The sequence below is a fragment of the Kitasatospora sp. NPDC090308 genome (assembly GCF_044769485.1).
Classification (GTDB): Bacteria; Actinomycetota; Actinomycetes; order Streptomycetales; family Streptomycetaceae; genus Kitasatospora; species Kitasatospora fiedleri.
In genome coordinates this window covers 178,713-201,725 of the sequence record NZ_JBIVXY010000003.1, presented here as the reverse complement: position 1 = coordinate 201,725, position 23,013 = coordinate 178,713, and the positions used below count along the sequence as shown (strand labels likewise).

General features: G+C 75.6%; 18 protein-coding genes. 9 read left to right on the top strand and 9 right to left on the bottom strand.

Annotated features, from left to right (window positions below; genetic code table 11):
- Window positions 1-17: 17 nt before the first annotated feature.
- From galT to ACIQVD_RS08395, 3 genes are all read right to left on the bottom strand, one after another.
- On the bottom strand, window positions 18-1,100 hold the full coding sequence (gene galT, locus ACIQVD_RS08405) for a galactose-1-phosphate uridylyltransferase (RefSeq protein ID WP_400678739.1): 1,083 nt from the start codon (window positions 1,098-1,100) through the stop codon (window positions 18-20).
- Window positions 1,101-1,302: 202 nt separating this feature from the next.
- A complete protein-coding gene (pgm, locus tag ACIQVD_RS08400) occupies window positions 1,303-2,946 on the bottom strand; it encodes a phosphoglucomutase (alpha-D-glucose-1,6-bisphosphate-dependent) (RefSeq protein ID WP_402287005.1) in 1,644 nt (547 codons plus the stop codon).
- A gap of 400 nt (window positions 2,947-3,346) precedes the next feature.
- Window positions 3,347-4,147: a LysR family substrate-binding domain-containing protein gene (locus ACIQVD_RS08395; protein WP_402287002.1), complete on the bottom strand. Its 801-nt coding sequence runs from the start codon at window positions 4,145-4,147 to the stop codon at window positions 3,347-3,349.
- A gap of 198 nt (window positions 4,148-4,345) precedes the next feature.
- Between ACIQVD_RS08395 and ACIQVD_RS08390 the strand changes: the two genes are divergently transcribed.
- Together ACIQVD_RS08390 and ACIQVD_RS08385 are read left to right on the top strand one after the other, a co-directional pair.
- Window positions 4,346-4,789: a DUF5997 family protein gene (locus tag ACIQVD_RS08390; protein WP_100839757.1), complete on the top strand. Its 444-nt coding sequence runs from the start codon at window positions 4,346-4,348 to the stop codon at window positions 4,787-4,789.
- Between the two features lie 107 nt (window positions 4,790-4,896).
- A complete protein-coding gene (locus ACIQVD_RS08385) occupies window positions 4,897-6,465 on the top strand; it encodes an adenosine deaminase (RefSeq protein ID WP_402286997.1) in 1,569 nt (522 codons plus the stop codon).
- Between the two features lie 84 nt (window positions 6,466-6,549).
- Here ACIQVD_RS08385 and ACIQVD_RS08380 read toward each other — a convergent pair whose 3' ends face one another.
- From ACIQVD_RS08380 to ACIQVD_RS08360, 5 genes are all read right to left on the bottom strand, one after another.
- Complete coding sequence (locus tag ACIQVD_RS08380; RefSeq protein ID WP_402286994.1) at window positions 6,550-9,522, bottom strand: tetratricopeptide repeat protein; 2,973 nt, start codon at window positions 9,520-9,522, stop codon at window positions 6,550-6,552.
- Window positions 9,522-11,456 (bottom strand): HSP90 family protein, encoded by a 1,935-nt coding sequence (locus ACIQVD_RS08375; protein WP_402286992.1) that lies wholly within the window; start codon window positions 11,454-11,456, stop codon window positions 9,522-9,524. Before ACIQVD_RS08375 ends, ACIQVD_RS08380 begins: the two co-directional genes overlap by 1 nt.
- A 165-nt stretch (window positions 11,457-11,621) precedes the next feature.
- Window positions 11,622-12,617: a hypothetical protein gene (locus ACIQVD_RS08370; protein ID WP_402286989.1), complete on the bottom strand. Its 996-nt coding sequence runs from the start codon at window positions 12,615-12,617 to the stop codon at window positions 11,622-11,624.
- Between the two features lie 295 nt (window positions 12,618-12,912).
- Window positions 12,913-14,292: an NAD(P)/FAD-dependent oxidoreductase gene (locus tag ACIQVD_RS08365; protein WP_402286983.1), complete on the bottom strand. Its 1,380-nt coding sequence runs from the start codon at window positions 14,290-14,292 to the stop codon at window positions 12,913-12,915.
- 145 nt (window positions 14,293-14,437) lie between these two features.
- Window positions 14,438-14,572: a hypothetical protein gene (locus ACIQVD_RS08360; RefSeq protein ID WP_402286980.1), complete on the bottom strand. Its 135-nt coding sequence runs from the start codon at window positions 14,570-14,572 to the stop codon at window positions 14,438-14,440.
- A gap of 203 nt (window positions 14,573-14,775) precedes the next feature.
- Between ACIQVD_RS08360 and ACIQVD_RS08355 the strand changes: the two genes are divergently transcribed.
- The 3 genes from ACIQVD_RS08355 (at window position 14,776) to ACIQVD_RS08345 (ending at window position 16,747) form a co-directional block, all read left to right on the top strand.
- Complete coding sequence (locus ACIQVD_RS08355) at window positions 14,776-15,165, top strand: VOC family protein (RefSeq protein WP_400678720.1); 390 nt, start codon at window positions 14,776-14,778, stop codon at window positions 15,163-15,165.
- 269 nt (window positions 15,166-15,434) lie between these two features.
- Window positions 15,435-16,133 (top strand): hypothetical protein, encoded by a 699-nt coding sequence (locus ACIQVD_RS08350; RefSeq protein WP_402286977.1) that lies wholly within the window; start codon window positions 15,435-15,437, stop codon window positions 16,131-16,133.
- Between the two features lie 116 nt (window positions 16,134-16,249).
- Complete coding sequence (locus tag ACIQVD_RS08345) at window positions 16,250-16,747, top strand: NUDIX hydrolase (RefSeq protein ID WP_400678716.1); 498 nt, start codon at window positions 16,250-16,252, stop codon at window positions 16,745-16,747.
- Here the strand turns inward: ACIQVD_RS08345 and ACIQVD_RS08340 are convergent.
- The gene (locus ACIQVD_RS08340) at window positions 16,728-17,912 is read right to left on the bottom strand and encodes a hypothetical protein (protein ID WP_402286974.1); all 1,185 of its coding nucleotides are present in this window, start codon (window positions 17,910-17,912) and stop codon (window positions 16,728-16,730) included. The two genes, ACIQVD_RS08345 and ACIQVD_RS08340, sit on opposite strands and share 20 nt — an antisense overlap.
- Before the next feature lie 217 nt (window positions 17,913-18,129).
- Here ACIQVD_RS08340 and ACIQVD_RS08335 point away from each other — a divergent pair, with 217 nt between their 5' ends.
- The 4 genes from ACIQVD_RS08335 to ACIQVD_RS08320 all read left to right on the top strand — a co-directional run bounded on the left by ACIQVD_RS08335 (window position 18,130) and on the right by ACIQVD_RS08320 (window position 23,009).
- On the top strand, window positions 18,130-18,885 hold the full coding sequence (locus ACIQVD_RS08335) for a hypothetical protein (protein ID WP_402286971.1): 756 nt from the start codon (window positions 18,130-18,132) through the stop codon (window positions 18,883-18,885).
- Window positions 18,886-19,455: 570 nt separating this feature from the next.
- A complete protein-coding gene (locus ACIQVD_RS08330) occupies window positions 19,456-21,057 on the top strand; it encodes an AMP-binding protein (RefSeq protein ID WP_402286968.1) in 1,602 nt (533 codons plus the stop codon).
- A gap of 201 nt (window positions 21,058-21,258) precedes the next feature.
- Complete coding sequence (locus ACIQVD_RS08325; protein ID WP_402286965.1) at window positions 21,259-21,612, top strand: acyl carrier protein; 354 nt, start codon at window positions 21,259-21,261, stop codon at window positions 21,610-21,612.
- Complete coding sequence (locus ACIQVD_RS08320; RefSeq protein WP_402286963.1) at window positions 21,609-23,009, top strand: flavin monoamine oxidase family protein; 1,401 nt, start codon at window positions 21,609-21,611, stop codon at window positions 23,007-23,009. The genes ACIQVD_RS08325 and ACIQVD_RS08320 overlap by 4 nt, the downstream gene beginning before the upstream one ends.
- The last annotated feature ends 4 nt before the right edge of the window (window positions 23,010-23,013 follow it).

The following is a 23,013-nucleotide window of genomic DNA, read 5'->3' as shown; positions in this document are numbered from 1 at the left end:
CCGTGCGGGGCCGCGGGTCAGAGCTCGCGGAGGGTGCGGGCGGCGGTCTCGGGGTTGATGTCGTTCATGAAGGCGCCCATGCCGGACTCGGTGCCGGCCAGGTACTTGAGCTTGTCGGCGGTGCGGCGGAGGGTGAACAGCTCCAGGTGGAGGGCGAGTTCGGCGGGGGCGGGGCGGGGGGTCTGGTGCCAGGCGGCGATGTAGGGGGCCGGGGCGGGGAACAGGCGGTCGAAGCGGCGCAGCAGGTCGAGGTAGACCCGGGGGAACTCGGCGCGGGCGGCCTCGTCCAGGGCGGTGAGGTCGGCGGCCCGGCGGTTCGGGTAGAGGTGCACCTCGTAGGGCCAGCGGGCGGCGAACGGGACGAAGGCCGTCCAGTGCTCGCCGGCCAGCACGACCCGGGAGTCCGGCTTGCCGGCGGTGGCGCGTTCGGCGGCCAGCACGTCGTCGTACAGGTTGCGGCCGGTGGCGGCGAGGTGGGCGGCGGCGCGGTCGAGGGCGAGGGCGGTGCGCGGGGTGGTGAACGGGAAGGCGTAGACCTGGCCGTGCGGGTGGCCGAGGGTGACGCCGATGTCGGCGCCGCGGTTCTCGAAGCAGTAGACCTGCCGGACGCCGGGGCGGGCGTACAGCTCGGCGGTGCGGTCGGTCCAGGCGTCCAGGACGAGGCGGGCGCGCTCCTCGGTGAGGTCGGCGAAGGAGGCGTCGTGGTCGGCGGTGAAGCAGACCACCTCGCAGCGGCCGGTACCGGGGGTGAGCGCGTACGGGCCGTCCGACCAGGGGGTGACGTGGGTGGCGGAGGAGTCGGCGAGGGACGGGAAGCGGTTCTCGAACACCGCGACCTGGTAGTCGGCGGCCGGGATCTCGCTGAGCCGGCCGTCCCGGGACGGGCAGAGCGGGCACTCGTCGGCCGGCGGGTGGTAGGTGCGGCCTTGGCGGTGCGCGGCGATGGTGACCGCGTCGCCGCTGAACGGGTCGACCCGGACCTCGGAGGCGCTCGCGGCCCGCTCCAGCGGGCGCCGGTCGACGGCGTCGCGGGGGGTGGGCTCGGTGTCGTAGTAGATCAGCTCGCGGCCGTCGGCCAGCTCGGTCACCGTCTTGTGCACGGCGGCACTCCTCGTGGTTCGCAGCGCGGCTCGGGCAGGGCAGGACAGGGTGAGCCGACACATCAAACATCTTCGAACAGACAGCATCACAATGCAACACCCCTCCGGCGTGGCAGCCGGAGGGGTGTCGTGGCGGGGACGGCGGCGGGACGGCGGCGGGCGACGGGTAGCCCGGGGAACGGTCCGGCGCGGGGGGAGCCGGTCAGACCTTGGCGAGGACGTCGCCGACCAGTTCGCGGGCCTCGGACTGGACCTGGGCGAGGTGCTGCTCGCCCCGGAAGCTCTCGGCGTAGATCTTGTAGACGTCCTCGGTGCCGGAGGGCCGGGCCGCGAACCAGGCGTTCTCGGTGGTCACCTTGAGCCCGCCGATCGCCGCGCCGTTGCCGGGGGCGTGGGTGAGCACGGCGGTGATCGGCTCACCGGCCAGCTTGTCGGCGGTGACCCGGGAGGCGTCCAGCGCGGCCAGGGCGGCCTTCTGCTCGCGGTCGGCGGGGGCGTCCACCCGGGCGTAGACGGGATCGCCGTGGCGGGCGACCAGCTCGCGGTGGAGCGCGGAGGGGGTGCTGCCGGTGACGGCGGTGATCTCGGAGGCGAGCAGGGCCAGCAGGATGCCGTCCTTGTCGGTGGTCCACGGGGAGCCGTCCCGGCGCAGGAAGGACGCCCCGGCGGACTCCTCGCCGCCGAACGCCACGCTCCCGTTCAGCAGCCCGTCGACGAACCACTTGAAGCCGACCGGGACTTCGAGCAGCTCGCGGCCCAGCCCGGCGGCCACCCGGTCGATCATCGAGGAGGACACCAGGGTCTTGCCGACGGCGGCCGCGGCGGGCCAGCCCTCGCGGTGGCGGTACAGGTAGTCGATGGCGACGGCCAGGTAGTGGTTGGGGTTCATCAGCCCGCCGTCGGGGGTGACGATGCCGTGCCGGTCGGCGTCCGCGTCGTTGCCGGTGGCCAGCGCGTACGCGTCGCGCTTGTCGATCAGCGAGGCCATCGCGTACGGGGAGGAGCAGTCCATCCGGATCTTGCCGTCCCAGTCCAGGGTCATGAACCGCCAGGTGGGGTCGGTGAGCGGGTTGACCACGGTGAGGTCGAGCCGGTGGGTCTCGGCGATCCGGCCCCAGTAGGCGACGGACGCGCCGCCCAGCGGGTCGGCGCCGATCCGCAGGCCGGCGTCCCGGACGGCGTCCAGGTTGAGGACGGCGGGCAGGTCGTCGACGTAGGTGCCGAGGAAGTCGTAGCGGCCGGTGGTGTCGGCGGCCAGCGCCCGGGCGTAGGGGATCCGGCGGACGCCCTCCAGGCCGGCGGCGAGCAGCGCGTTGGCGCGGCGCTCGATCCAGCCGGTGGCGGTGGAGTCGGCGGGGCCGCCGTGCGGCGGGTTGTACTTGAAGCCGCCGTCGGCGGGCGGGTTGTGCGAGGGCGTCACCACGATGCCGTCGGCGAGCGCGGCGGGGCGGGTGCGGTTGTGGGTGAGGATCGCGTGCGAGACGGCCGGGGTCGGCGTGTAGCCGTCGGCGGTGTCCAGCAGCACGGTGACGCCGTTGGCGGCGAGCACCTCCAGGGTGGTGGCCCGGGCGGGCTCGGACAGCGCGTGGGTGTCGATGCCCAGGAACAGCGGCCCGGTGGTGCCCTGTTCGGCCCGGTAGTCGCAGATCGCCTGCGCGGTGGCCGCGATGTGGTCCTCGTTGAAGGCGGTCCGCAGCGCCGAGCCGCGGTGGCCGGAGGTGCCGAAGGCGACCCGCTGGGCGACGTCCTCCGGGTCCGGGTGCAGCGTGTAATAGTCCGTCACCAGGCGGGCGACGTCGATCAGGTCCTGCGGCTGGGCCGGCTGCCCGGCCCGTGCGTGCACCATCGTGGCTACTCTCCTCGTTCGGTACGGCAACAGTGCCCGCGACCATCATGCGGGCCGCGGCACCCCATCTGCGGGAACGCCGGGAAGCGCGCGGACGGCACCCCGTCGGCGGACGCGTGACGCGACTACCCCGCCGACCCGGCCGTTACCCCCCGTGCACACCACCGACACCGTACGCGGCGGGCGGCGCGGGGCGGGCGACGCGCGGCGGCGACGCGGGGGACGGCGGGTGGCGGGACGGCGGCATCGGTCGGCGGCTTTCCGGGTACCGGGCTCCGCGTCGCCCGCCCTGGGTCCGGTCCGCGATCGACGCCGACCTCCGAACGCCCGAGGACCTCGCCCGGGCCGTCGCCCCGGCGATCCGCGCCTTCCTGGCCTGAGCCCCCCACAGTGGCCTCGGCTACTTCTTGCGGCCCCCGCCGCCGCCGCTGCCGCCGCGCTTGGGCTGGGCGGTGCGGGTGCCGCCGGCGCGGCGGGGCTGGCCCGGCTTGGGCTTGGCGCCCTGGCCGGTGCGGTGCTGGGACTGGGCGGGCTGCGGGCGGGCGGGCTTCTTGGTGGACGGGCGGCGCTGCTCCTCGGCGGCGGCGGTGCGACCGCGCGAGCTGTTGGCGGTCCGGCCGCGGACGATGCCGATGAACTCCTCGACCAGGTCGGTGGTGGCGTCCTCCGGCCAGGCCAGTGCGACCTGCGACTGCGGGACGTCGACCAGCGGGCGGTAGGTGAGGTCGCGGCGGTGGTGCAGCCGGGCCAGCGACTGCGGGACGGCCAGCACGCCGACGTTGGCGGCGACCAGTTCGACCGCGTCGGCGGTGGTGGCGGGGCGTTCGAAGGCCGGGCGGCCGGGCAGCTCGGGCCAGTCGAGGGTGTCGTCCTGCGGGTGGAAGACGATCTCCTCGGCGAGGTCGGCGGCGGTGACCTCCTCGGCGGCGGCCAGCCAGTGGTCCTTGGGGAACACCACCACGGTGGTCTCGGTGTACAGCGGGATCGCGCTCAGCACCGTCCGGTCCACCGGCAGCCGGACCAGCCCGGCGTCCGCCCCGCCGGAGAGCAGCAGGGCGCGGCCGTCGGCGGGCGCCGACTGCAGCAGTTCGACCGGGACGCCCGGCAGCCGCTCCTCCCACACCCGCAGCCACTTGGTGGGCGTCACCCCCGGCACGTACACCAGGCGGAAGGGGGCGGGGGACTGCTCGATCTCGGTCACGCGTTCCAGGCTAGCGGGCCGCGGCGCCCGGGCCCGTCCCGTCCGGACCGGTGGGGACGGCGGCGGGACGGCGGCGGGACGACAGCAAGGCGGCCGGGAGAGCGGCGGCGGGTCCGGGCGGTGGGGACCGGCGGGGGGCGGGGGCCGTGACCTGGGCGTGGGCGTCCGCCGCACCCCCGGGGCGATACCCTTGGGCCCATGACTACGCCCAAGCCCAAGACCTCCCAGACCATGAAGCCCGCGACCGCGGCCAAGAAGCTGGGGATCTACCTGGCGGCGACCCCCGCCGAGTTCCAGGCGGGCGTCGTCACCCGCGACGAGCTCAACGCGATGCAGGCCGAGCCCCCGCAGTGGCTCGTCGACCTGCGGCGCAACGGTCCGCACCCGCGCCAGGTGGTGGCCGCCCGGCTCGGCATCTCGGTCACCGGCCTCGGCCGCGCCGGGATCACCGAGGCGCTGACCACCGAGCAGATCGACGCGCTGCGCGACGAGGACCCGGAGTGGCTGCGCCGCGAGCGCGCCACCCAGGCCGACGTGCGCAAGGAGGCGCAGCGCGCGAAGGAGGCGGAGACGAAGGCCGCGGCGGTGAAGGCCGCCCGGACCGCGGGCCGGGCCACCGCCGCCAAGTCCGGCCGGAAGTAACACGATCTGATCGTTCCAGCGGCGTCCGCGCGCGTCGGCACCCTTTCGGATGATGCGGGTACGACATGAACGGCGGTGCACAGTACGTGAGCTGACGGTCCGTCAGCATGGCGGCCATGACGTCGCTACGCCGTACCAGCACCGCAGCTCTCGTCGCCTGCGCGGCCCTGCTGCTGCCGCTCGCTCCCACCGCCCACGCCGCCGACTGGGCCGGCTCCCGTCCCACCGAAGCGGCCGTCGCCGGTCTGCTGGACGGGATCCGGCAGGACCCGGCGCGGCTGGACGCCTTCCTGCGGGCGATGCCCAAGGGCGGGGACCTGCACAACCACCTGTCCGGCGCGGTCTCCACCGAGCTGCTGATCCGGCTGGCCGCGCAGGACGGCCTGTGCATCGACTCGGTGACCTCCACCGCGGCCACCGGCCCCTGCCGGGGCACCTTGCGCCCGGCCGGGGACGCGCTGGCCGAGGGCGAGTTCCGCACCCAGGTGATCCGGGCCTGGTCGATGCAGGACTTCACCCCGGGCGAGGAGTCCGGCCACGACCACTTCTTCGCCACCTTCGGCAAGTTCGGCGAGGCCAGCTGGCGCCACCCCGGCACGATGATCGCCGAGGTCACCGACACCCTGGCGGCCCAGCACCAGAGCTACCTGGAGACCATGCTGACTCCGGCCTCCGGCGGGGTGGCGGCGCTGGCCGCCGAGGTCGGCTTCGACCCGGACTTCGCGGCGCTGCGGCAGAAGCTGCTGGCCGGCGGCCGGATGCAGGCCCTGGTGGACTCGGCCCGCGCGGACCTGGACGCCGCGATGGCCGAGTACCAGGCCACCGAGCACTGCGGCACCGAGCAGGCCCGGCCGGGCTGTTCGGTGACGGTGCGGATCCAGTCCCAGGCCAGCCGGGCGTCCACTCCGGCGCGGGTGTTCGCCCAGCTGCTGATCGGCCTGGAACTCGCCTCCCAGGACGAGCGGTTCGTCGCGGTGAACCTGGTGCAGCCGGAGGACTACCAGCCCTCGCTGGACAACTACCGGCTCCAGATGGAGATGCTGGACTTCCTGCACCCGCTCTACCCGAACGCCCACATCACCCTGCACGCGGGCGAGTTGGTGCCCGGCCTGGTGAAGCCCGAGGACCTGACCTTCCACATCCGGCAGGCCGTGCTGACCGGCCACGCCGAGCGGATCGGCCACGGCGTGGACGTCACCCACGAGGACGACGCGGCGGACCTGCTGCGCACCCTGGCCGAGCGCAAGGTGCTGGTCGAGGTGCCGCTGACCTCCAACGCGCAGATCCTCCAGGTGGAGGGCCGGGAGCACCCGTTCCCGCTGTACCGCAAGTACGGGGTGCCGACGGCGCTGGCCACCGACGACCCGGGCGTGGAGCGGATCGACATCACCCACGAGTACGTCCGCGCGGCGCGGACCTACCACCTGGGCTACCCGGACCTGAAGGACCTGGCGCGCAACTCGCTGGAGTACGGCTTCGTGGCCGGCCGCAGCCTGTGGCGGGACCGCGACGGGTTCAAGCCGGTGCCGGAGTGCCAGGGCCGCGCCCTCGGGTCGGAGAACCCGGCGCCGAAGTGCGCGGCGCTGCTGGCGGCCAGCCCGAAGGCGGCGCTGGAGTGGAAGCAGGAAGGGGCGTTCCGGGCCTTCGAGACCTCGGTGCTGCACCTGAGGAAGTAGCCCGCGCGGGAAGCGGGTTCGGCGGCCCACCGGGGGTGTCCCCGGCGGGCCGTCGGTCGGTTCGGGGACGGGCCGCCGGTCGGTTCAGCGGCGGGTGAGGTGGGCGCGGAGTTCGGTGAGCGGTTCGGCCGCGTCGGCGGCGTCGGCGGCGCGGAACATGGCGATCGCGGCGTCGAGGCGGGCCAGGGCGGCGGGGCGGCGGTCGAGCCGGTTGGCCTCCAGCACGGCGGCGACCCGGATCGACTCGGCCCGGCCGTGGTGGGCGCCGGGGCCGTGGGCGGCGAACGCGGCGATGGCGCGTTCCATCTCGGCGAGGGCCTCCTCGTCGCGGCGCAGGGTGCTCAGGGTGCGGGCGCGGGTGTCGTGCAGGGTGCCGTCGGGGCAGCCGCTGCTGAAGTCCTGCTGTTCGCGTTCGGCGGTGCGGGCCACCTCGGCGGCCTCGTCGAGCCGGGCCAGGGCCTGGTCGGCGGCCTCGGGGTGGTCGGGGTCGTACCGCTCGGCGGTGTGGCGGGCCTGGCGCAGCAGCATGTCGAAGACCGCGTCGGGGTGCGGGGCGGTGCGGTGGCTGTCGAGGGCGCGCTGCCGGGCGAGGTCGGCGGCGGGCCACTGCTCGGCGGCGGCCAGGGCGGCGGCGGCCTCGGCGGCGACCATGGTGAGGATGTGCCGGTCCTCGAACCCGGCGACCTGGTCGGCGAGCAGCAGGTACTCCTCGGCGGCGGCCCGGGGTTCGTCGATCTCGCGCAGGCCGCGGGCCAGGTTGAGCCGGGTCTGGGCCTGTTCGCGGACGTCGAGCCCGGTGAACGCCGGTTCCAGCAGCACGGATTCGAGGACGGCGACGCCGTCGTCGGCGCGGCCGGAGCAGCACAGGACCTGGCCGAGCATGATGCGCACGGAGACGGCTTCGGCGGCGTCGCCGTTGCGGTCGTAGCGGGCGGCGGACTCGGTGAACGCGCGGGCCGCCTCGGCGGGGCGGTCCAGACCGAGGTAGGCGCGGCCGAGACCGTCGTGCACCCGGGCGACGCTGGAGGAGCGGTCGCCGTACCGGGCGGCGCTGTCGGCGGCCTTGCGCAGGAAGCGTTCGGCGGTCGCCAGGTCGCCGGTGTACAGGGCGAGTTCGCCGCGCTGGCCGTGCACCTGGGTGAGCCGCCAGGGGGCGCCGGCCCGTTCGACCAGCTGTTCGGCCTCGGTGATCAGCCGGTCGGCCTCGGCGAAGGCGTCGCCCTCCTCCTGGTGGCGGCCGGCCAGGAAGCGGGCCCGGGCGCCGAGCAGGCGGGCGTTGGCCTGGCGGTGCGGGAAGCCGTGCCGGGCCGCCTCCGCGTACAGCAGGTCGAGGGTGGCCTCGGCCTCGGCGAGGGCGGCCGGGTCCGGTCCGGGGCCGTCCGGGCCGCCCGCCTGGGCGGCGGCCTCGAAGACCGCCCGCAGTTCGGTGTTGGCCTGGAGTTGCAGCACGGCGACCAGTTCGCGCCCGCCGAACGGGGCGTCGTCCTCGGCCAACTCGGCTATCTTCCCGCGCAGTTCGCGGATCACCGCGAGGTCGCCCGGGTGGTCGCCGGTGGGGCCGGCCAGCCGGGCCCGGCAGCCGAGGGCGCGGGCGGTCAGCCCGGCCTGCTCGAACAGTTCGGCGGCGCCCGCGTACAGGGCGGCGGCCTCCTCGTCGGAGGTGCGCTCCTCGAAGGCGCGTTCCAGGGCGAGTTCGGCCCGGAGCTGGGCGAGCGAGCCGAGGCCGGAGCGCTCGGCGTCCTCGGGGTGCCGGTGGTCGGGGGCCTCGATCAGGGCGCCGATCCGGTTCCAGTGCAGGATCGCGTCGGGGTGGTTGGTGACGCTCAACTCGCGCGCCTTGGCGGCGAGTTCGGCCAGGTCGGCGGGCCCGTCCGGGGCGGTGCCGACGGCCGGGTCGGCGGTGGCCCGGTCGGTGGCGGCCGGGGCGGGTCGCGGGGCGGCGGGCGCGGGGCCGGTGGCGCGCAGGCCGAGCGGCAGCGGCTCGGCGAACAGCGGGGTGCGGGCCAGCCTGGCGCGGCGGGCCGCGCCGACCGCGTCGGTGCCGTTGCGGGCGTCGTAGCGGGCGGCCAGCGCGTCGCCCTCGGTGCGCAGTTCGGCGTGCAGGGCGGCGGCGGTGCGGTGCGCGCCGGGCGGGCCGGCCACCGGGACGTCGCCGTGGCCGTCCTCGACCAGCCGGGACAGCAGGAGTTGGGCGCCGGTGAGGAAGTGCAGCCGGGAGAGCGGGTCGCCGTGCCGGTCGAACAGGTCGCGGTTCTCGGCCAGGATCTCCAGGCCGCGCGGCTCGTTGCGGGTGAGTGCGCAGAACTCCAGGTGCAGGCCGATCGGTTCGGCGGCGGCGGAGCGGCCGCGGGCCCAGCGGTAGCCGGTCAGGTGCGCGGAGCGGGCCTGGTCGAGGCGGCCGGTGCGCAGCAGCGGCAGCAGGGCGAGGGCCCGGCTGACGTGCGGCTCCTCGGAGCAGGAGCGCTCGCCGGAGAACACCGGCTGCCAAATCTCCAGGGCCCGCTCGTCCTCGCCGAGGGTGACGAAGTGCCGGGCCTGCTCGCGCAGTTCGCAGGCGTGGCAGTCGCTGTAGCGGGAGCGCCAGCGGCCGGCCCAGAGTTCGAAGGCGTCCTGGACGCCCTCGCCGGTGTGGGCGGCCAGCAGGTACTGCCGGGCGTAGTAGGGCTGGAGGTCGTGGCCCCGGGCGAGGTAGTGGGCGCGCAGTTCGCCGTGCCAGCGGCGGACCGCCTCCAGCGGGACGTCGGGGACGCTCAGCAGGGCGGCGGCGACCCACTTGTAGCGCCAGTCGGTGGCGTGGTTCTCCCAGTCGCCGAAGCTGTCGGGGTGCTCCTTGCGGAGCTTGGCGATCCGGGCGAACACCACGGGCAGTTTGCGCTGCTCGGCGTCGTACTCGTACGCCTCGGTGAGTTCCAGCAGGGCGAAGGCGAGCAGCTGCGGGTCGTCGAACTGCTCGGCGGCGTCGACGAGTTCCTCGGCAGTGACGGTGCGCGGGCGGCCGTGCGGCAGCTCGTCGTTGGCGCGCAGGGCGGCGCGGACGGCGTCGGTGGTGTCGAGCATCACGGCTCCTGGTGCGGCGTGGTCGGGCCGGGGTGGCCGGTGGCGGGCCCGTCGGGGGCGGCGGGCCCGTCGGGGGCGGGCTCGGTGGGGGCGGGCTCGGTGGGGGCGTGGCCGAGCATGGCGTGGTCGAGCAGGGCGAGGAAGGAACGGTTCAGCAGGGCGGATTCGCTCGCCTTGAGCGGGCGCCGGGTGAGCAGCAGGGCCTGGCCGTAGAGCGCTTCGACGGTGGTGGTGGTGAGTTCGCGGTGCCGGATCGCGGCGGCCCGGCGCACCAGCGGGTTGAGGTGGTTGAGGACGAGCTGGGCGCGGGGCGCGGAGCTGCCCAGCGAGCCGAGGATGTCGGCCCACAACCCGTCTGCCTGGTCGGCGAGTTGGGTGCGGGTGCGCTCGTGCCGGGCCTCCCGGTCGTCGAGCAGCAGGGCGGGGGCGCTGCTGGGGTGGAAGGTGCGCAGCGCGACGTCGCAGTCGAACCGGCCGAGCACCTCGCGGGCGGTGGCGAGGAACGCGGCGGCGGCGAGCTCGGTGGCCGGGTCGACGTTGTCGAGGTGCGCGGTGACGGTGGCCGGGTCGAGGTCGGCGACGGTGGTGCCGGTGCGGATCTCGGGCAGCCGGTGCACCAGGTCCCGGTCGTAGGTGTAGCCGCCGTTGATGACGCCGAGGCCGGCCGCGCCGGCGATCGGGGCGACCTGGCGGAACTCCTCGACGGTACGGGTGACCAGCACCACCGGGTGGGCGCGGGCGAACTCGTCCAGCGTGACGTTGCCGTCGGTGGTCTCGAACGGCAGCCAGGGCAGCAGCATCCGCAGCAGCTGGTCGTCGTGCCGGGCCAGCGACTTGACGGCCAGGTGGTGCACGGACAGGAAGCGGTGCAGCAGGCCGGGGTCGCTGGCGGACAGGTCGGTCAGCCAGTCGCGGATGCGCAGGCCGAGGGCGTCGCGGACGGCGGCCAGCGTCTCGTCGGCGTACAGCGCCTCGCGGGAGGCGGTGGGGCGCAGGCGTTCGGCGTCGACCACGCAGCGCACGAAGAACGCCCACTCGGGGAGCAGTTCGTCGGCCTGGTCGGAGAGCAGCATGCCCTTGAGGTGCACCCGGTGCCCGGCCCGGCGGGAGGGCGGGACGGCCTCGGGCAGCACGTAGGCGACGCCGCTGAGGCCGACCAGCGGCAGGTCGAGGTCGATGGTGTCGAGCGGGGTGAAGTCGAAGGTGTCGCGGCAGTGCGCGGTGAGCGCCTCGCGCCGGGCGGCAGGGGTGTCGTGGCGGCGGGCCCAGGGCGCGGGGGTCCGGTTGATCTGCGTGGCGCGCCCGGCGCCGTCGACCACGGTGACCCGGTGGCGCAGCAGGCTGCCGTAGTGGCGGGCGAGTTCGAGGACCCGGCGGGGCGCGGTCCACTCCTCGGCGTCGGCGCGCGGGGTGAGGGTGACGGTGGTGCCGGGCTCGGGGCGGGCGTCGGCGGGCAGGGTGGTGATGGTGTAGCGGCCGTCGGAGCGTCCGCGCCACTCGACCACCGGGGCGTCGGGGGTGCGGGCCGAGCGGGTGGTGACGGTGATCTCGTCGGCGACCACGAAGCAGGCGAGCAGGCCGATGCCGAACTGGCCGATGAACTCGCTTCGGGCGTCGGCGAGCTGCCCGGCGTCCAGGTCGCCGTCGGCGGTCCGCTTGGAGCTGCGGCCGATGGTGGCGAGGAAGGTGTGCACGTCGGCCTCGGTGAGGCCGACACCGGTGTCGGAGACCGAGAAGCCGTCGCCGGTGGTGACGGTGATCTCGGCGGGCGCGGCCGGGTCGAGGGCCTGCCGGGCGGTGATCGCGTCGACCGCGTTCTGCAGCAGTTCGCGCAGGTAGACGCGGGGGCTGGAGTACAGGTGGTGGGAGAGCAGGTCGACCAGGCCGCGCAGGTCCACCTGGAAGGTGTGCGCACTGGGGTCGTTCGGGGTCACCGGGCTGGTCCTTCGGCTGGTTCGGTCGGGACGTCGGGGGTGCGGGCGGCGCGGCCCGCGACGCGCTGTGCGGCGGTGGGGCGGTCCGGAGTGGGGCGGTCCGGAGTGGGGCGGTCCGGCGGCGGGGCGGCCCGGAGTGGGGCGGTCCGGCGGCGGGGCGGGTGGTCAGTACCCGGCGCACTGCCGGCGGGTGCGCTGGTACACCTCCACCGGGTCGCCCCAGTACGCCCAGGGCAGTTCGGTGACCCGGTCGCCGAGTTCGCCGAGCAGCAGGTGGGCGGCGGCGGGCTGCCCGGAGAGCGCGAACGCCATCGCGAACTCGTTGTGGGCGACCGGCCAGTCCCGGCCGCGGACGTAGGCGGGGTGCCGGACGGAGCGGTCGGCGGCCTCGTGCAGCTGCTCGCGGACGTGCTCCTGGCCGATGTACGCGGCGTCCTCCTCGACCGGCAGCGACAGCCAGTGCTCGATGTGGGCGCGGGCGACCAGCTGGCCGAGCGGGCTGCCCTCGGGGGCGGCGAGCATCGCGTCGCGGGCGAAGGCGTGCATCCGCTCGTGCGAGCCCTGCCACTTCTCGCACAGCTGCTGGAGGCGCTGGCGGTGCGAGGCGACGTGGCCGGGGCTGCGGCGCAGCGCGGCCTCGAAGCGGTGGCGGGCGGCGTTCCGCTCCAGGGAGGCGCCGCGACCGCTGATCTGCAGGAAGTACCAGGGGCCGAGCAGGTCGGGGTCGAGTTCGGCGGCCCGGAAGAGGTGCTCCTCGGCGATCTCCAGGCGCTCGTGGAAGAGCTTCCACTGCTCCTCGCCGACGTACTGGGCGCGGGCGCCGGTGCGGGCCTCCCAGGCCCAGCTGACGTGCCGGGCGCCCTGGGCGAGCCGCAGCAGCGGGTCGTCGGGGGCGGCGTCTAGTGCCTCGGCGAGCGGCACCTCGGCGCCGGTGACGTCGGCCACGGCCTCGACCATCAGGGTCAGGTCGTCCTGGTCGGCGGCGATGTCGAGGATGCTCCGGGCGCCCTCCCAGGAGCCGGCCCCGACGGCGGCGCGCAGCCCGGCCAGCTCGGCGTCGCCGAACGCCGGGTCGATGGCGGGGAGCCCCGGGGCCCCCGTGCCGGCCGACCGGTCGTCGCCGGTGTCCCGGCGGCCGAGCAGCCGTGCGAACAGTCCCATTCCCGGGTCCCCTCCGATGTGCGATGCGTTCCCGCGGGGGCGCGTATGCGGCGGTCCCCGGACGGAGATTCCTATCACGTCCGGGCGACAGGTGTGCGAAGGGTTTTCCGGGGGCGCCGGGCCGGGCGGGGCCTGGGGCCTGTCTTCGAACCCCCGTCGTAGCCCTGCGGCGTCTGGTGCGTGCTCTCGGCGTGCCGGGCGAAGGGCCTCGTACTGGATGTACTCGGCTCTCTGCCCGGTGCGACGGGAGTGGGTGCCGGGCGTTGCGGGGCAGGCGGGGGTTTGAAGACAGGCTCTAGCCGCGGCCGGAGATCCGGTCGGCGAGGGTGGCCAGCGGGGAGGTGGTGGCGCGTTCGCGGCGGTCGGCGTGGCGGTAGACGGCGTACAGGGTGTGGACGCCGAGCCAGCGCAGGGGTTCGGGTTCCCAGCGGCGGACGCGGTGACCGACCCAGGGCAGGGCGGTGAGTGCGGTGGGGCCGCCGCGGCCGAGGTGGCGCAGGGTCAGGTCGCGCAGGGTGCGGCCGGCCAGGTTGGCGGTGGCGACGCCGCTGCCGACGTAGCCGCCGGCGGCGCCGAGTCCGGTGGCGGGGTCGAGGCCGACGGTGGCGCACCAGTCGCGCGGGACACCGAGCACGCCGGACCAGGCGTGGTCGATCCGGGCGTCGGCGGCGGCGGGGAACATCCGGGCCAGGATCTCGCGGAGTTGGGCGACGGTGCCGGCGGGGGTGGCGCCGTCCTGGTCGATCCGGGAGCCGTAGCGGTAGGGGCGGCCCCGGCCGCCGAGGGCGATCCGGTCGTCGGCGGTGCGCTGGGCGTACATGTAGGCGTGCGCCTCGTCGCCGAGCACCTCGCGGTGCTGCCAGCCGATCGCCTCCCAGACGTCGGCGGGCAGCGGTTCGGTGGCGATCATCGAGGAGTTCATCGGGATCCAACTGCGCTTGTTCCCGGCGGTGTTGGCGGTGAAGCCCTCAGTGCAGCGGAGGATCGCGCGGGCCCGGACGGTGCCGTGCGGGGTGGTGGCGCGGCCGGGGGCGAGCGCGGTGGCGGGGGTGGACTCGTACACCCGGACGCCGAGCCGGCGGACCGCGGCGGCCAGGCCGAGGACGAGCTTGGCGGGGTGCACCCGGGCTCCGTGGGGCGTCCAGGTCGCGCCCAACGCGCCCGGGACGTGGAGGCGTTCGGCAGTGCGGTCGGCGTCCAGTAGCTGCACGCGGTCCGCGCCGAACGCCTGCTCGTGGGCGAACCTGGCCTTCAGGCGGTCGAGTTGGGCGGGGGTGGTGGCGACCTCCAGGACACCGCCGCGGTGCGCGTCGCAGTCGATGCCCTCCGCCTCGGCGGCCCGCAGGGTCTCGGAGACCGTGTCGTTCATGGCGAGTTGGAGCCGACGGGCGGCGTCCTCGCCGTGCAGCCGGGCGTACCGGCCACGACCGGCGATGCCGTTGTACAGCCAGCCGCCGTTGCGGCCGGAGGCCCCGTAGCCGCAGAACTCGGCCTCCAGCAGGACGACTTCGAGGTCGGGGGCGGCCTGCTTGAGGTAGTAGGCGGTCCACAGCCCGGTGTAACCGCCGCCGACCACGCAGACGTCGGCGGTGGTGTCGCCGTCCAGCGGGGCGCCGCGCTCGGGCAGGCCGGTGGCCGCGTACCAGAAGGAGACGCCGCCGTTGACGGTGGTCATGATGCCTGTCCTGGGTCCGGGGGTGGGGGAACGGGGGGCGAGACGGGGGGTGGGGTGCGTGCTGGGACGCTAGCCGGGCGGTCGCGGGCCGGGCAACGGACACCCTGGCAGGCCGTCCCCGCCCGGCCTGACAGCGTGTCCGGGCTCACTCGGCCGTGTGCACGGCCCGCCCGCCGCCGTGGGTGCGCGGCACCCGGGTCTCGGCGATCTCCGCCGCGGGCGCGGCGAACGGGTCGCGGTCCAGGACGACCGGGTCGGCGAGGTTCCCGGGGCGCAGCACGCCGGTGTCGTGGAAGCGGTTGAGGTGCGCGGTGCCGGCGGCGGGCCGCCCCGGTGTCGAGCCTGAGCCGGAATGTCGCCCCCGGCGGGTAGCTTCGGCGGACGGCACCCGACGGGGCCGACAGCCGTCCGGCGGTCGGCCGGCGGTCGCCCGGCGGTCGCCCGGCGGGGCCGTGTCCCGACCTTCTCGCGTAGGAGATCCGCATGCGCATCCATCTCACCTCGGTCTTCGTCGACGACCAGGCCGAGGCACTGGCGTTCTACACCGGGGTGCTGGGCTTCGTGAAGAAGCACGACGTCCCGCTCGGCGGCGGCGCCCGGTGGCTGACCGTCGTCTCGCCCGAGCAGCCCGACGGCACCGAGCTGCTGCTGGAGCCCTCCGGGCACCGGGCCGTTCCGGCGTACCGGGCGGCGCTGCGCGAGGACGGGATTCCCGCCGCGTCCTTCGCCGTGGACGACGTGCCCGCCGAGTACGAGCGCCTGCGCGCCCTCGGGGTGGTGTTCACCCAGGAGCCGGTGGCCGCCGGGCCGGTCACCACGGCGGTGTTCGCCGACACCTGCGGCAACCTGATCCAGCTCGTGCACGCCCCGTAGCACCGGAACCCGCGGGTCGTCCGGGCCGACTCTCCGCCGCCCTGCCCCGATGATCATCGAGGGAGTGCGTCCGGGCGGCGCGGGCTGGTGGGGACGGACGTCCCGTTGCGCGGGAGTTCTCCTGCCGTCCCGCCGGCTTCCTGCCGGGATCGGCGCGGCCGACGCGGCGGACGCCGTCCGCTGACCAGCGTGCGGCGGGTGGGCGGCGGGTTGGTATGTTCTCGGACCGTCACTGCTGCCACAGCTGTTCCATGGGGGAATCCACCAGCATGCGTACCCGTCGACTCGTCGCCTCCGCAGCCCTGCTGACCGTCGCGCTGGCCACCGCCGGCTGCGGCCCGGACGACTCCTCCGGCACCGGCTCGACCACTGCCGCCGCCCCGCCCGCCGCGTCCGGCACCCCGTCGGCCACCGCGTCCGCCGACCCGGCCGGCGGCTCCTCCCCCGCCGCGTCCGGTGCCGCCTCGGCCGGCGCGTCCGGAGCCACGTCGGCTGCCGCGTCCGCCGACGGGCAGGGGGTGAGCTCCGCCGAGGAGGGGGCGTTCGAGAAGGCCAGCATGGACGCCAACGGCTGCGCCGCGTACTACAAGGCCCACCAGGTGCTGCTGGTCGAGTCGGCGAGTGCCGGGCAGCTCAAGGGCGTCAAGGTGAAGACCGAATGCGGCCCGTACGGGCTCCAGTTGGACACCGGCAGCAACCCGAGCGGCACCTTCAAGCTCGCCGCCGGTGCCACGGTCGTCATGTTCGTCAGGCCCACGGCGGGCTCCTCCAACTCCAAGGGGTACCCGCGCTACGAGGTGCAGAAGGTCTCCTTCGCCGACTACGCGAAGAGCCACAAGCCGTGCTTCGACACCCCCGAGCCGGACAACCGGCCGGCCGGGCTCCAGTGCGGCGGCCTCTTCATCTACACCACCGACGGCAGCGGCGCCGTCACCTCGATGCACGAGACCTGGGAGGTCAACGACTGATCCCCGCCGGAGGGGCGGGCCGGGGGGCCTGAACCCGGAATCCGGAACCCGCAACTCGGCTGCCTGGCAAGGGCTTTCGGGCCGGGAGCGGTACCGGCGGCGGTAGGGTCGGGGGCATGACGTCGGACACCCGGGACACCTCGCGCATCCTGCTGCTCGACCACCAGGACCGCCTGCTGCTGCTCTGCGCCCGCGACCCGCGACCGGCGGGCGGGCGGTGGTGGTTCACCGTCGGCGGCGGCGTGGACGAGGGCGAGGACGCCCTGGCCGCCGCCGTCCGGGAGCTGCGCGAGGAGACCGGGCTCGACCTGCCGGCCGAACGACTCGGCCCGGTGGTCTGGACCCGCCGCTCCTCCTTCACCTTCGACGGCCGGTTCTCCCACCAGTGGGAGGAGTACCGCCTGGTGCGGCTCACCCCCGCCGAGACCGCCGCCGTCCGGGTCGACCCCGTCGAGGCCGCGTACGGCCACCACTGGTGGAGCATCGAGGAGTTGGCCGCCACCGACCTCACCATCCGCCCCCGCGACCTGGCCCCGCTGCTCACCGACCTGCTCCGCGACGGCCCCGGCCCGTCCCCGCTGCACCTCGGCGACGTCAACGACGACGAGGAGTAGCCGCAGGGGGAAGGGAAGCGGGGCCGTCGCGGCGGAGGTCGGTGAGGGCGAGCAGGAGGGCGGCGGTGGCGGGGAGGGCGACCACAGCGCGCAGCAGGGCGTTCTCGGGGTAGGTGTCGTGGCGCAGGTGCAGGGCGAGGTGGGCGGCGGCGAGTCCGGCGGCGCAGGCGAGGGCGAGCGGGCGGGCGGCCGGGCGGAGGCGGGGGGTGGCGAGGGCGGCGAGGGCGACGGCCAGGGCTGCGGCGGCGGAGAGTCGGGGGTGCGCGAAGCCGAGGCCGTAGCGGATCGCCAGGGCGGGGAGCAGGAACAGGACGAGCGTCCGCCGTAGCAGCAGGTCGAGGGCGGCGGTGCCGGGGCCGGTGGTGGCGGGCCCGGGGCGGCGGTCGCGGGCGGTGGCGGCGAGGAGGGCCGGGGCGAGCGCGGCCTCGGGCCAACGGTCGGACAGGTGGCGGAGGTTGTAGAGCAGCGCGGTGTCGTAGACCGCCATCACCAGGGTGCCGACGGCCCACAGTTCGGCGGTGAAGCGCAACAGCCCGAGGGTGTCCGACCGCCGTTCGGGGCCGGGTGCGCGGCGGGCGGCGCGGAGCAGCAGCGGGGCGGTGAGCAGCGCGGACAGCACCCGGATCACCACGTCCTGGCCGGTCCACGGGTTGCGCAGCGCCCCTTCGACCACCCCGAACACCAGCGTGTACGAGGCGGCGGTCGCCCACACCAGGGCGGGCGAGCCCAGGACGGCCCGCAGCAGCGCGGGGCTGAGGCGGTACAGCACCGTGGCGTAGGCGGACAGCACGAACGGCAGCTCCAGGAACGCCTGCACCCGCAGCACCGTCGGCGCGAACAGCCCGGGCGCCGGCAGGTGCGCGGCCAGCGCCCGGACCACCGGGTGTCCCGTCGGCTCGGCGAACCATCCGGGCGGCAGGTAGCGGGTGACGTACCCGGCGTCCCCGCCGTGCACCCGCAGCAGGTAGGCGGAGCAGAGCAGTTGGTTCAGGTAGATCAGCCCGGTCACCGCCGCCAGCAGCACCTCCGGCCGCACGCCGCGCCCGGGGCGGGCGGTGGTGGCGGCGTTCCCGGCCGATGCACGCAGGGCCCGGGGGCCGAGCAGCAGGGCGGCGCCGGTCGAACCGAGGACGGCGGCGTCGACCAGCAGCGCGGTGATCGTCATCCGGGAGATGCTACTGCGGGCTGGCCCGCTACCGGACTGCCAGGCTGGCGGGCTGGCGGGCTGGCGGGCTGGCGGCCGGGTGCCCCGGAGCCCCGGGGCCCCGGCGGGCCGCAATGGGTTTGACGGGCGGCTTCCGCTGCCGGTAATCGTCGGGGTGGGCAGCGCCGGGCCACCGTACGGTCCGGGGCGCCGACTGCCTCAGGGGGAGGGCATCGTCATGCAGGCTTGGGGCTGGACGCTCCTGCTCGTGCTGGTCGCCGTGGCCGCGCTCGTGCTCCGGCAGCTGCGCCGCTACCCGGGCGGTTGGCGGTTCGCCTTCAGCGCCGAGTACGGCGCCGCGCGCAGTGACCTCGACCGGGCGCGCGGTGAACTGTCGGGCCTGGAGCGGTCCGCGCGGCAGGAGTTGTCCGGCGCGCAGGGCGCGGTCAAGGCCGCCGTCGCGGCCCACGGGCGGCGGGTGCGCGACGCCGAGGAGCAGGTGGCGTACCTGCGCGACCCCGGCCGCGGGGGCTACCGCGCCGAACTCGGCGACCTGTGCCTGTACGAGCACGTCCTGGTGGTCTCGACGTACGAGTACAGCGGGGACCTGCCGCTGCACGAGACGGCGGTCCGGTCGGAGCACACCCCCAGGGCGAGCCACCTCTACGTGATCGGTCCGGACGGGCGCCAGCACCTGGTGACCTACCCCGCGGCGGAGACCCCGGAGGGGCACGTCCGCCAGTTCGTCGTGGACGTCCACAACGCGATCGCCGAGGCCAAGTCGTTCCGGCGGGACCGGCCCGCCCAGCTCCGGGAGGCGCGGGCCGAGCTGCGCCGGGCCACGAACGACACCGCCGAGCAGGAGGCGGCCCGGCGGCGCCTTGAGGAGGTCACCGCCCGGCAGGGCGGCGACCTCCGCATCCCGGCGGCGCGGCAGAGCCGCGACGCCGCGTACGACCGCTGGCAGCAGCTCACCGGGCACCGCCCTCGCTGACCGCGCGGCGGGGGGACCGTTGCCCGGCCCCCGGCCGACGCCGACGCCACGCCGACGCCGGCGCCCCGCCGGTGCCCGGTGGGGGTCGCGGCCGTGGCCGTCACGGCGCGTCACCGGGACCGGGGGTGTCCGGGCGGCGGGCGGGCGGTTGCCGGGGCGGTTTCGCGGGGTCGCTCTCCGTCCGGGGAATTCGGCGCTCCGACTTCCGGCGGGAAAAGTACGTTCGGGCACCAAGCGTGCTTGTTCGGTCGGGGTGGTTATCGTGCGGGCGCGTCCTTTTCGCGAATTCCGGTCGGGATGCGGAAAAGCGGGTCGATTCGCTGACGCACCGTCACCTGCGCGACGCGGCCGGGTTCGTGGCCGCACCGGCCGGGCGGTCGCCGGTCCGTACCGGCCCGGTCGGAGCGATCACGGAACGTGGCCGGAAGGCGGGCACGGGGCGTTCACGGCGCGGCCGCGGATTCTTCGGACCGCCCGCCCAACAACCATTGTGGGGCCGGATCGCGGGAGGTAGAGTCCGGGTTCGCCGAAGCACGGACGGGCACCTCTGGGCATTTTCTTGGAGCGCGCATGTCAAAGAACGGCGGCGTCAACAGACCGGGCTCCGATCTGCTCGACGCGTTCGAGGAAACCGCTCTCAGGTGGCCCGGACTAACCGCGATCGAGTCTCCCGCTTGTACGCTCAGCTACCGTCAACTCACGTTTTATGTCGGCCAGTTGGCGGACGCACTGGGCGACCGGCCGGGCCCCGTGGCGGTCTCGGCCGGGCACGCCCCGGAGACCGTGGTCGCCCTGCTGGGCATCCTCGCGGCGGGCGGCGCGTACGTCCCGCTGGACCCGGCCTTCCCGGTGGAGCGGCAGCGCGCGATGGCGGCGGCGGCCGGCTGCACCGCGCTGGTGGGGTCGGCCGAACAGGCCGCGCTGCTCGGGCTGCCGCACGTCGGGGCGGGACTCGCGGCGGCAACGGACGGGACGGCGGACGGAGTTGCGGACGGAGCGGCGGACGGCGGTGCGCCGTGGCGTCCGGCCGTCGCGGTCGGGCCGGAGGAGCCCGCGTACCTGCTGTTCACCTCCGGGTCGACGGGGCGGCCGAAGCCGGTGCTGACGCCGCGCCGGGCGATCTCGGCGGTGGTGGGTTCGCTGCGCGGGCTGTTCGGGGTGACGCCGCGGGACCGGGTGCTGCAGTTCGCCTCGCTGAACTGGGACACCTGCTTCGAGGAGATCCTGCCGACCCTGGTCTCCGGCGCCCGGCTGGTGTTCGAGCCGGAGGCGCACTCGGGCTCCTTCCCCCGACTGCTGCGGGCGGTGGAGCGGCGCGGGATCACCGTACTGGACCTGCCCACCGCGTTCTGGCACGAGCTGGTGCTGCACCTCGCCGAGGACGGCCCGGACGCCGAACTGCCCTCCTGCCTGCGGCTGGTGGTGATCGGCGGCGAGGCCGCCGACCCGGCCCGGCTGGCGGACTGGAGCCGGTTGGCGGACAGCGGCCGGATCAGGCTGCTGAACACCTACGGCTGCACCGAGACCACCCTGATCACCCACGCGGTGGACCTGCTCGGCCCCGACACCCCGGAGCCCGGCCGCCGGTGGGGCCAGGCGGAGCGCGCGCCGATCGGCCGCGCCCTGCCGCACGTCGAGGAACTGCTCACCTCCGAGGGCGAGTTGCTGATCGGCGGCCCCGCCCTGGCGGCCGGCTACCCCGGGCTGCCGGAGGTCACCGCGGAGCGGTTCACCGAACGGGCCGGACGGCGCTGGTTCCGGACCGGCGACCGGGTCTCCCGGGCGGCGGACGGGGTGCTGACCCACCGGGGACGGATCGACCACGAGGTGAAGATCCGCGGCATCCGGGTCGACCCGGCCGAGGTGGAGGCCGCCCTGGGCACCCACCCCCGGGTGGGGCTGGCGGCCGTCACCGCCACCACCCTGGCCGGCCGCACCGCGCTGGTCGCCTACGTCGTCCCGCGCCCCGGAGCGGACCGGCCGACGCCGCCGACCTCCGAGGAACTGCTGCGCCACCTGCGGGAGTTGCTGCCCGCCCACCTCGTCCCGAGCCGACTCGCCGTCGTCCCCGAGCTGGCCCGCACCCCCGGCGGGAAGATCGACCGCGCGGGCTCGCACCTGCTGCACAGCGGCGCCGCCGCGACTGCCGCCACGGCCACCGTCGTTGGCTGAACCACCGCGCACCACCGCACCGCCCACCACCGCACCACGCACCATCGCACCGCGCACCGCCCACCACCGCACCGCGCACCACCCGTCCGGGCGCACCACCGACCGGACGCGGCACCACCGTTCAGGCACAGCACCGCGCACCACGCACCGCTGGCACCACCGGACCACGCGCACCCCGCACCGGTCGAAGGAGACCCGCTGATGAGCCTCGACACGCCCGCCGTCACGCCCGCCGCCCCACCCTCCCCCGCCGGTGTCCCCGGCGCCGAACTGCTCGACGCGCTGACGGCGGTGTTCCGCCGCGTCCTGGAGCTGGCGGAGGTGCCGCCGGACGGCAACTTCTTCCTGCTGGGCGGGGATTCGCTGGTCGCCACCCGGGTGCTGAGCGCGGTGGCGCGCACCCACGGGATCGAACTGACCTTCGAGGACTTCCTCGCCGATCCGACCCCGGCGGGCCTCGCCGACCGCGTCACCACGGCCGCCACGGCCGCCACCGCCACTGCCGCCACCGCCACTGCCGCCACGGCCACCGCCGCCGCCACGGCCGTCCGGTGAGCGCCGCCACGCCCTCCCCCGCCGCGCCGCGTCCGGCCGCCGTCCCGCGTTCGGCCGTCGTGGTCGGTGCGGGCCTGGCCGGGCTGACCGCCGCCGTGGAGCTGGCCGAGCGGGGCGTGCGGGTGACGGTGCTGGAGGCCCGGGAGCGGGTCGGCGGGCGGGCCCGGGGCATCGAGGTGGCGCCAGGGCGCTGGGTGGACGCGGGCGCCGCGTACCTGGGCGACCGGCACACCGAGCTGCACGCCCTGCTGTCCGCCTGCGACCTGAAGACCGCGCCGACCGAGATGGTCGGGGCCAGCCGGTTCGCGCTGGGCGCGGACGGCGGCGACGGCGCGGGCGGCCCCGCGGCGACCACCGACGGGCGGTTCCCGCCGTTGAACGCGGTCGCCCTGGGCGACCTGTTCGAGCAGTTGGAGGAGCTGGCGGCGGCCGTCCGCCCGGACGCGCCCTGGCTGACGCCGGACGCCGGGCGGCTCGACGCGCTGACCGCCGCCGACTGGGCGGACCGGCAACTGGCCCACCCGGACGCCCGGTTGTTCTTCCCGCTGTTCCTGGGCGAGATGATGGCCGCCGACCCGGCGAAGGTCTCCGTCCTGCACATGGCCTTCTACCTGCGCTCGGGCGGCGGCCTGCGCTACCTGAACGCCTTCGCGGGCGGCGCCCAGCAGGACCGGGTGGCGGGCGGCGCGCACCGGCTGTGCGAGCGGCTGGTCCGGCGGCTGCTGGACGCCGGCGGGGTGCTGCGCACCGCCGAGCCGGTGCTGGCCGTCGAGCAGTCCGACGCCGAGGTCACCGTCCGCACGCCGGACGGGAGTTACCGGGCGGAGGCGGCCGTGGTGGCGGTGCCGCCGCTGCTCGCGGACGCGATCGAGTACCGGCCGGGGCTGCCGGTGCGGCGGGCCGCCTCGCGGACCGGGCGGGGCTGCGCGGTGAAGCTGCACCTGGTGTTCCCGGAGCCGGTGTGGCGGGCGCACGGGCTGTCCGGCTGGTCGGTGAACGCGGCCGGTCCGCTGCTGTCCACGGTGGACGACACCCCGCCGGAGGGCTCGCCCGGCGTGCTGACCGGCTTCGTCACCGGCGCGGAGGCGCACCGCTACGCCGCCCTGCCGCCCGCCGAGCAGCGGGCGTCGGCGCTCGACCATGCCCGGCGGCTGTTCCCGATGCTGCCCGAGCCGGTCGGCTTCCACCTCACCGACTGGGTCAACGAGCCGTGGAGCAGGGGCTGTTACGCCGCGCTGTTCGGCCCCGGCGACTGGTCGGCGCTCGGGCCGACGCTGACCGCCCCGCACGGCCGGGTGCGGTTCGCGGGCACCGAGACCAGCACCGAGTTCTTCGGCCTGCTGGAGGGCGCGATCCGCTCCGGCCGCCGGGCGGCCGCCGAACTGCTCGCTACCTGACGTT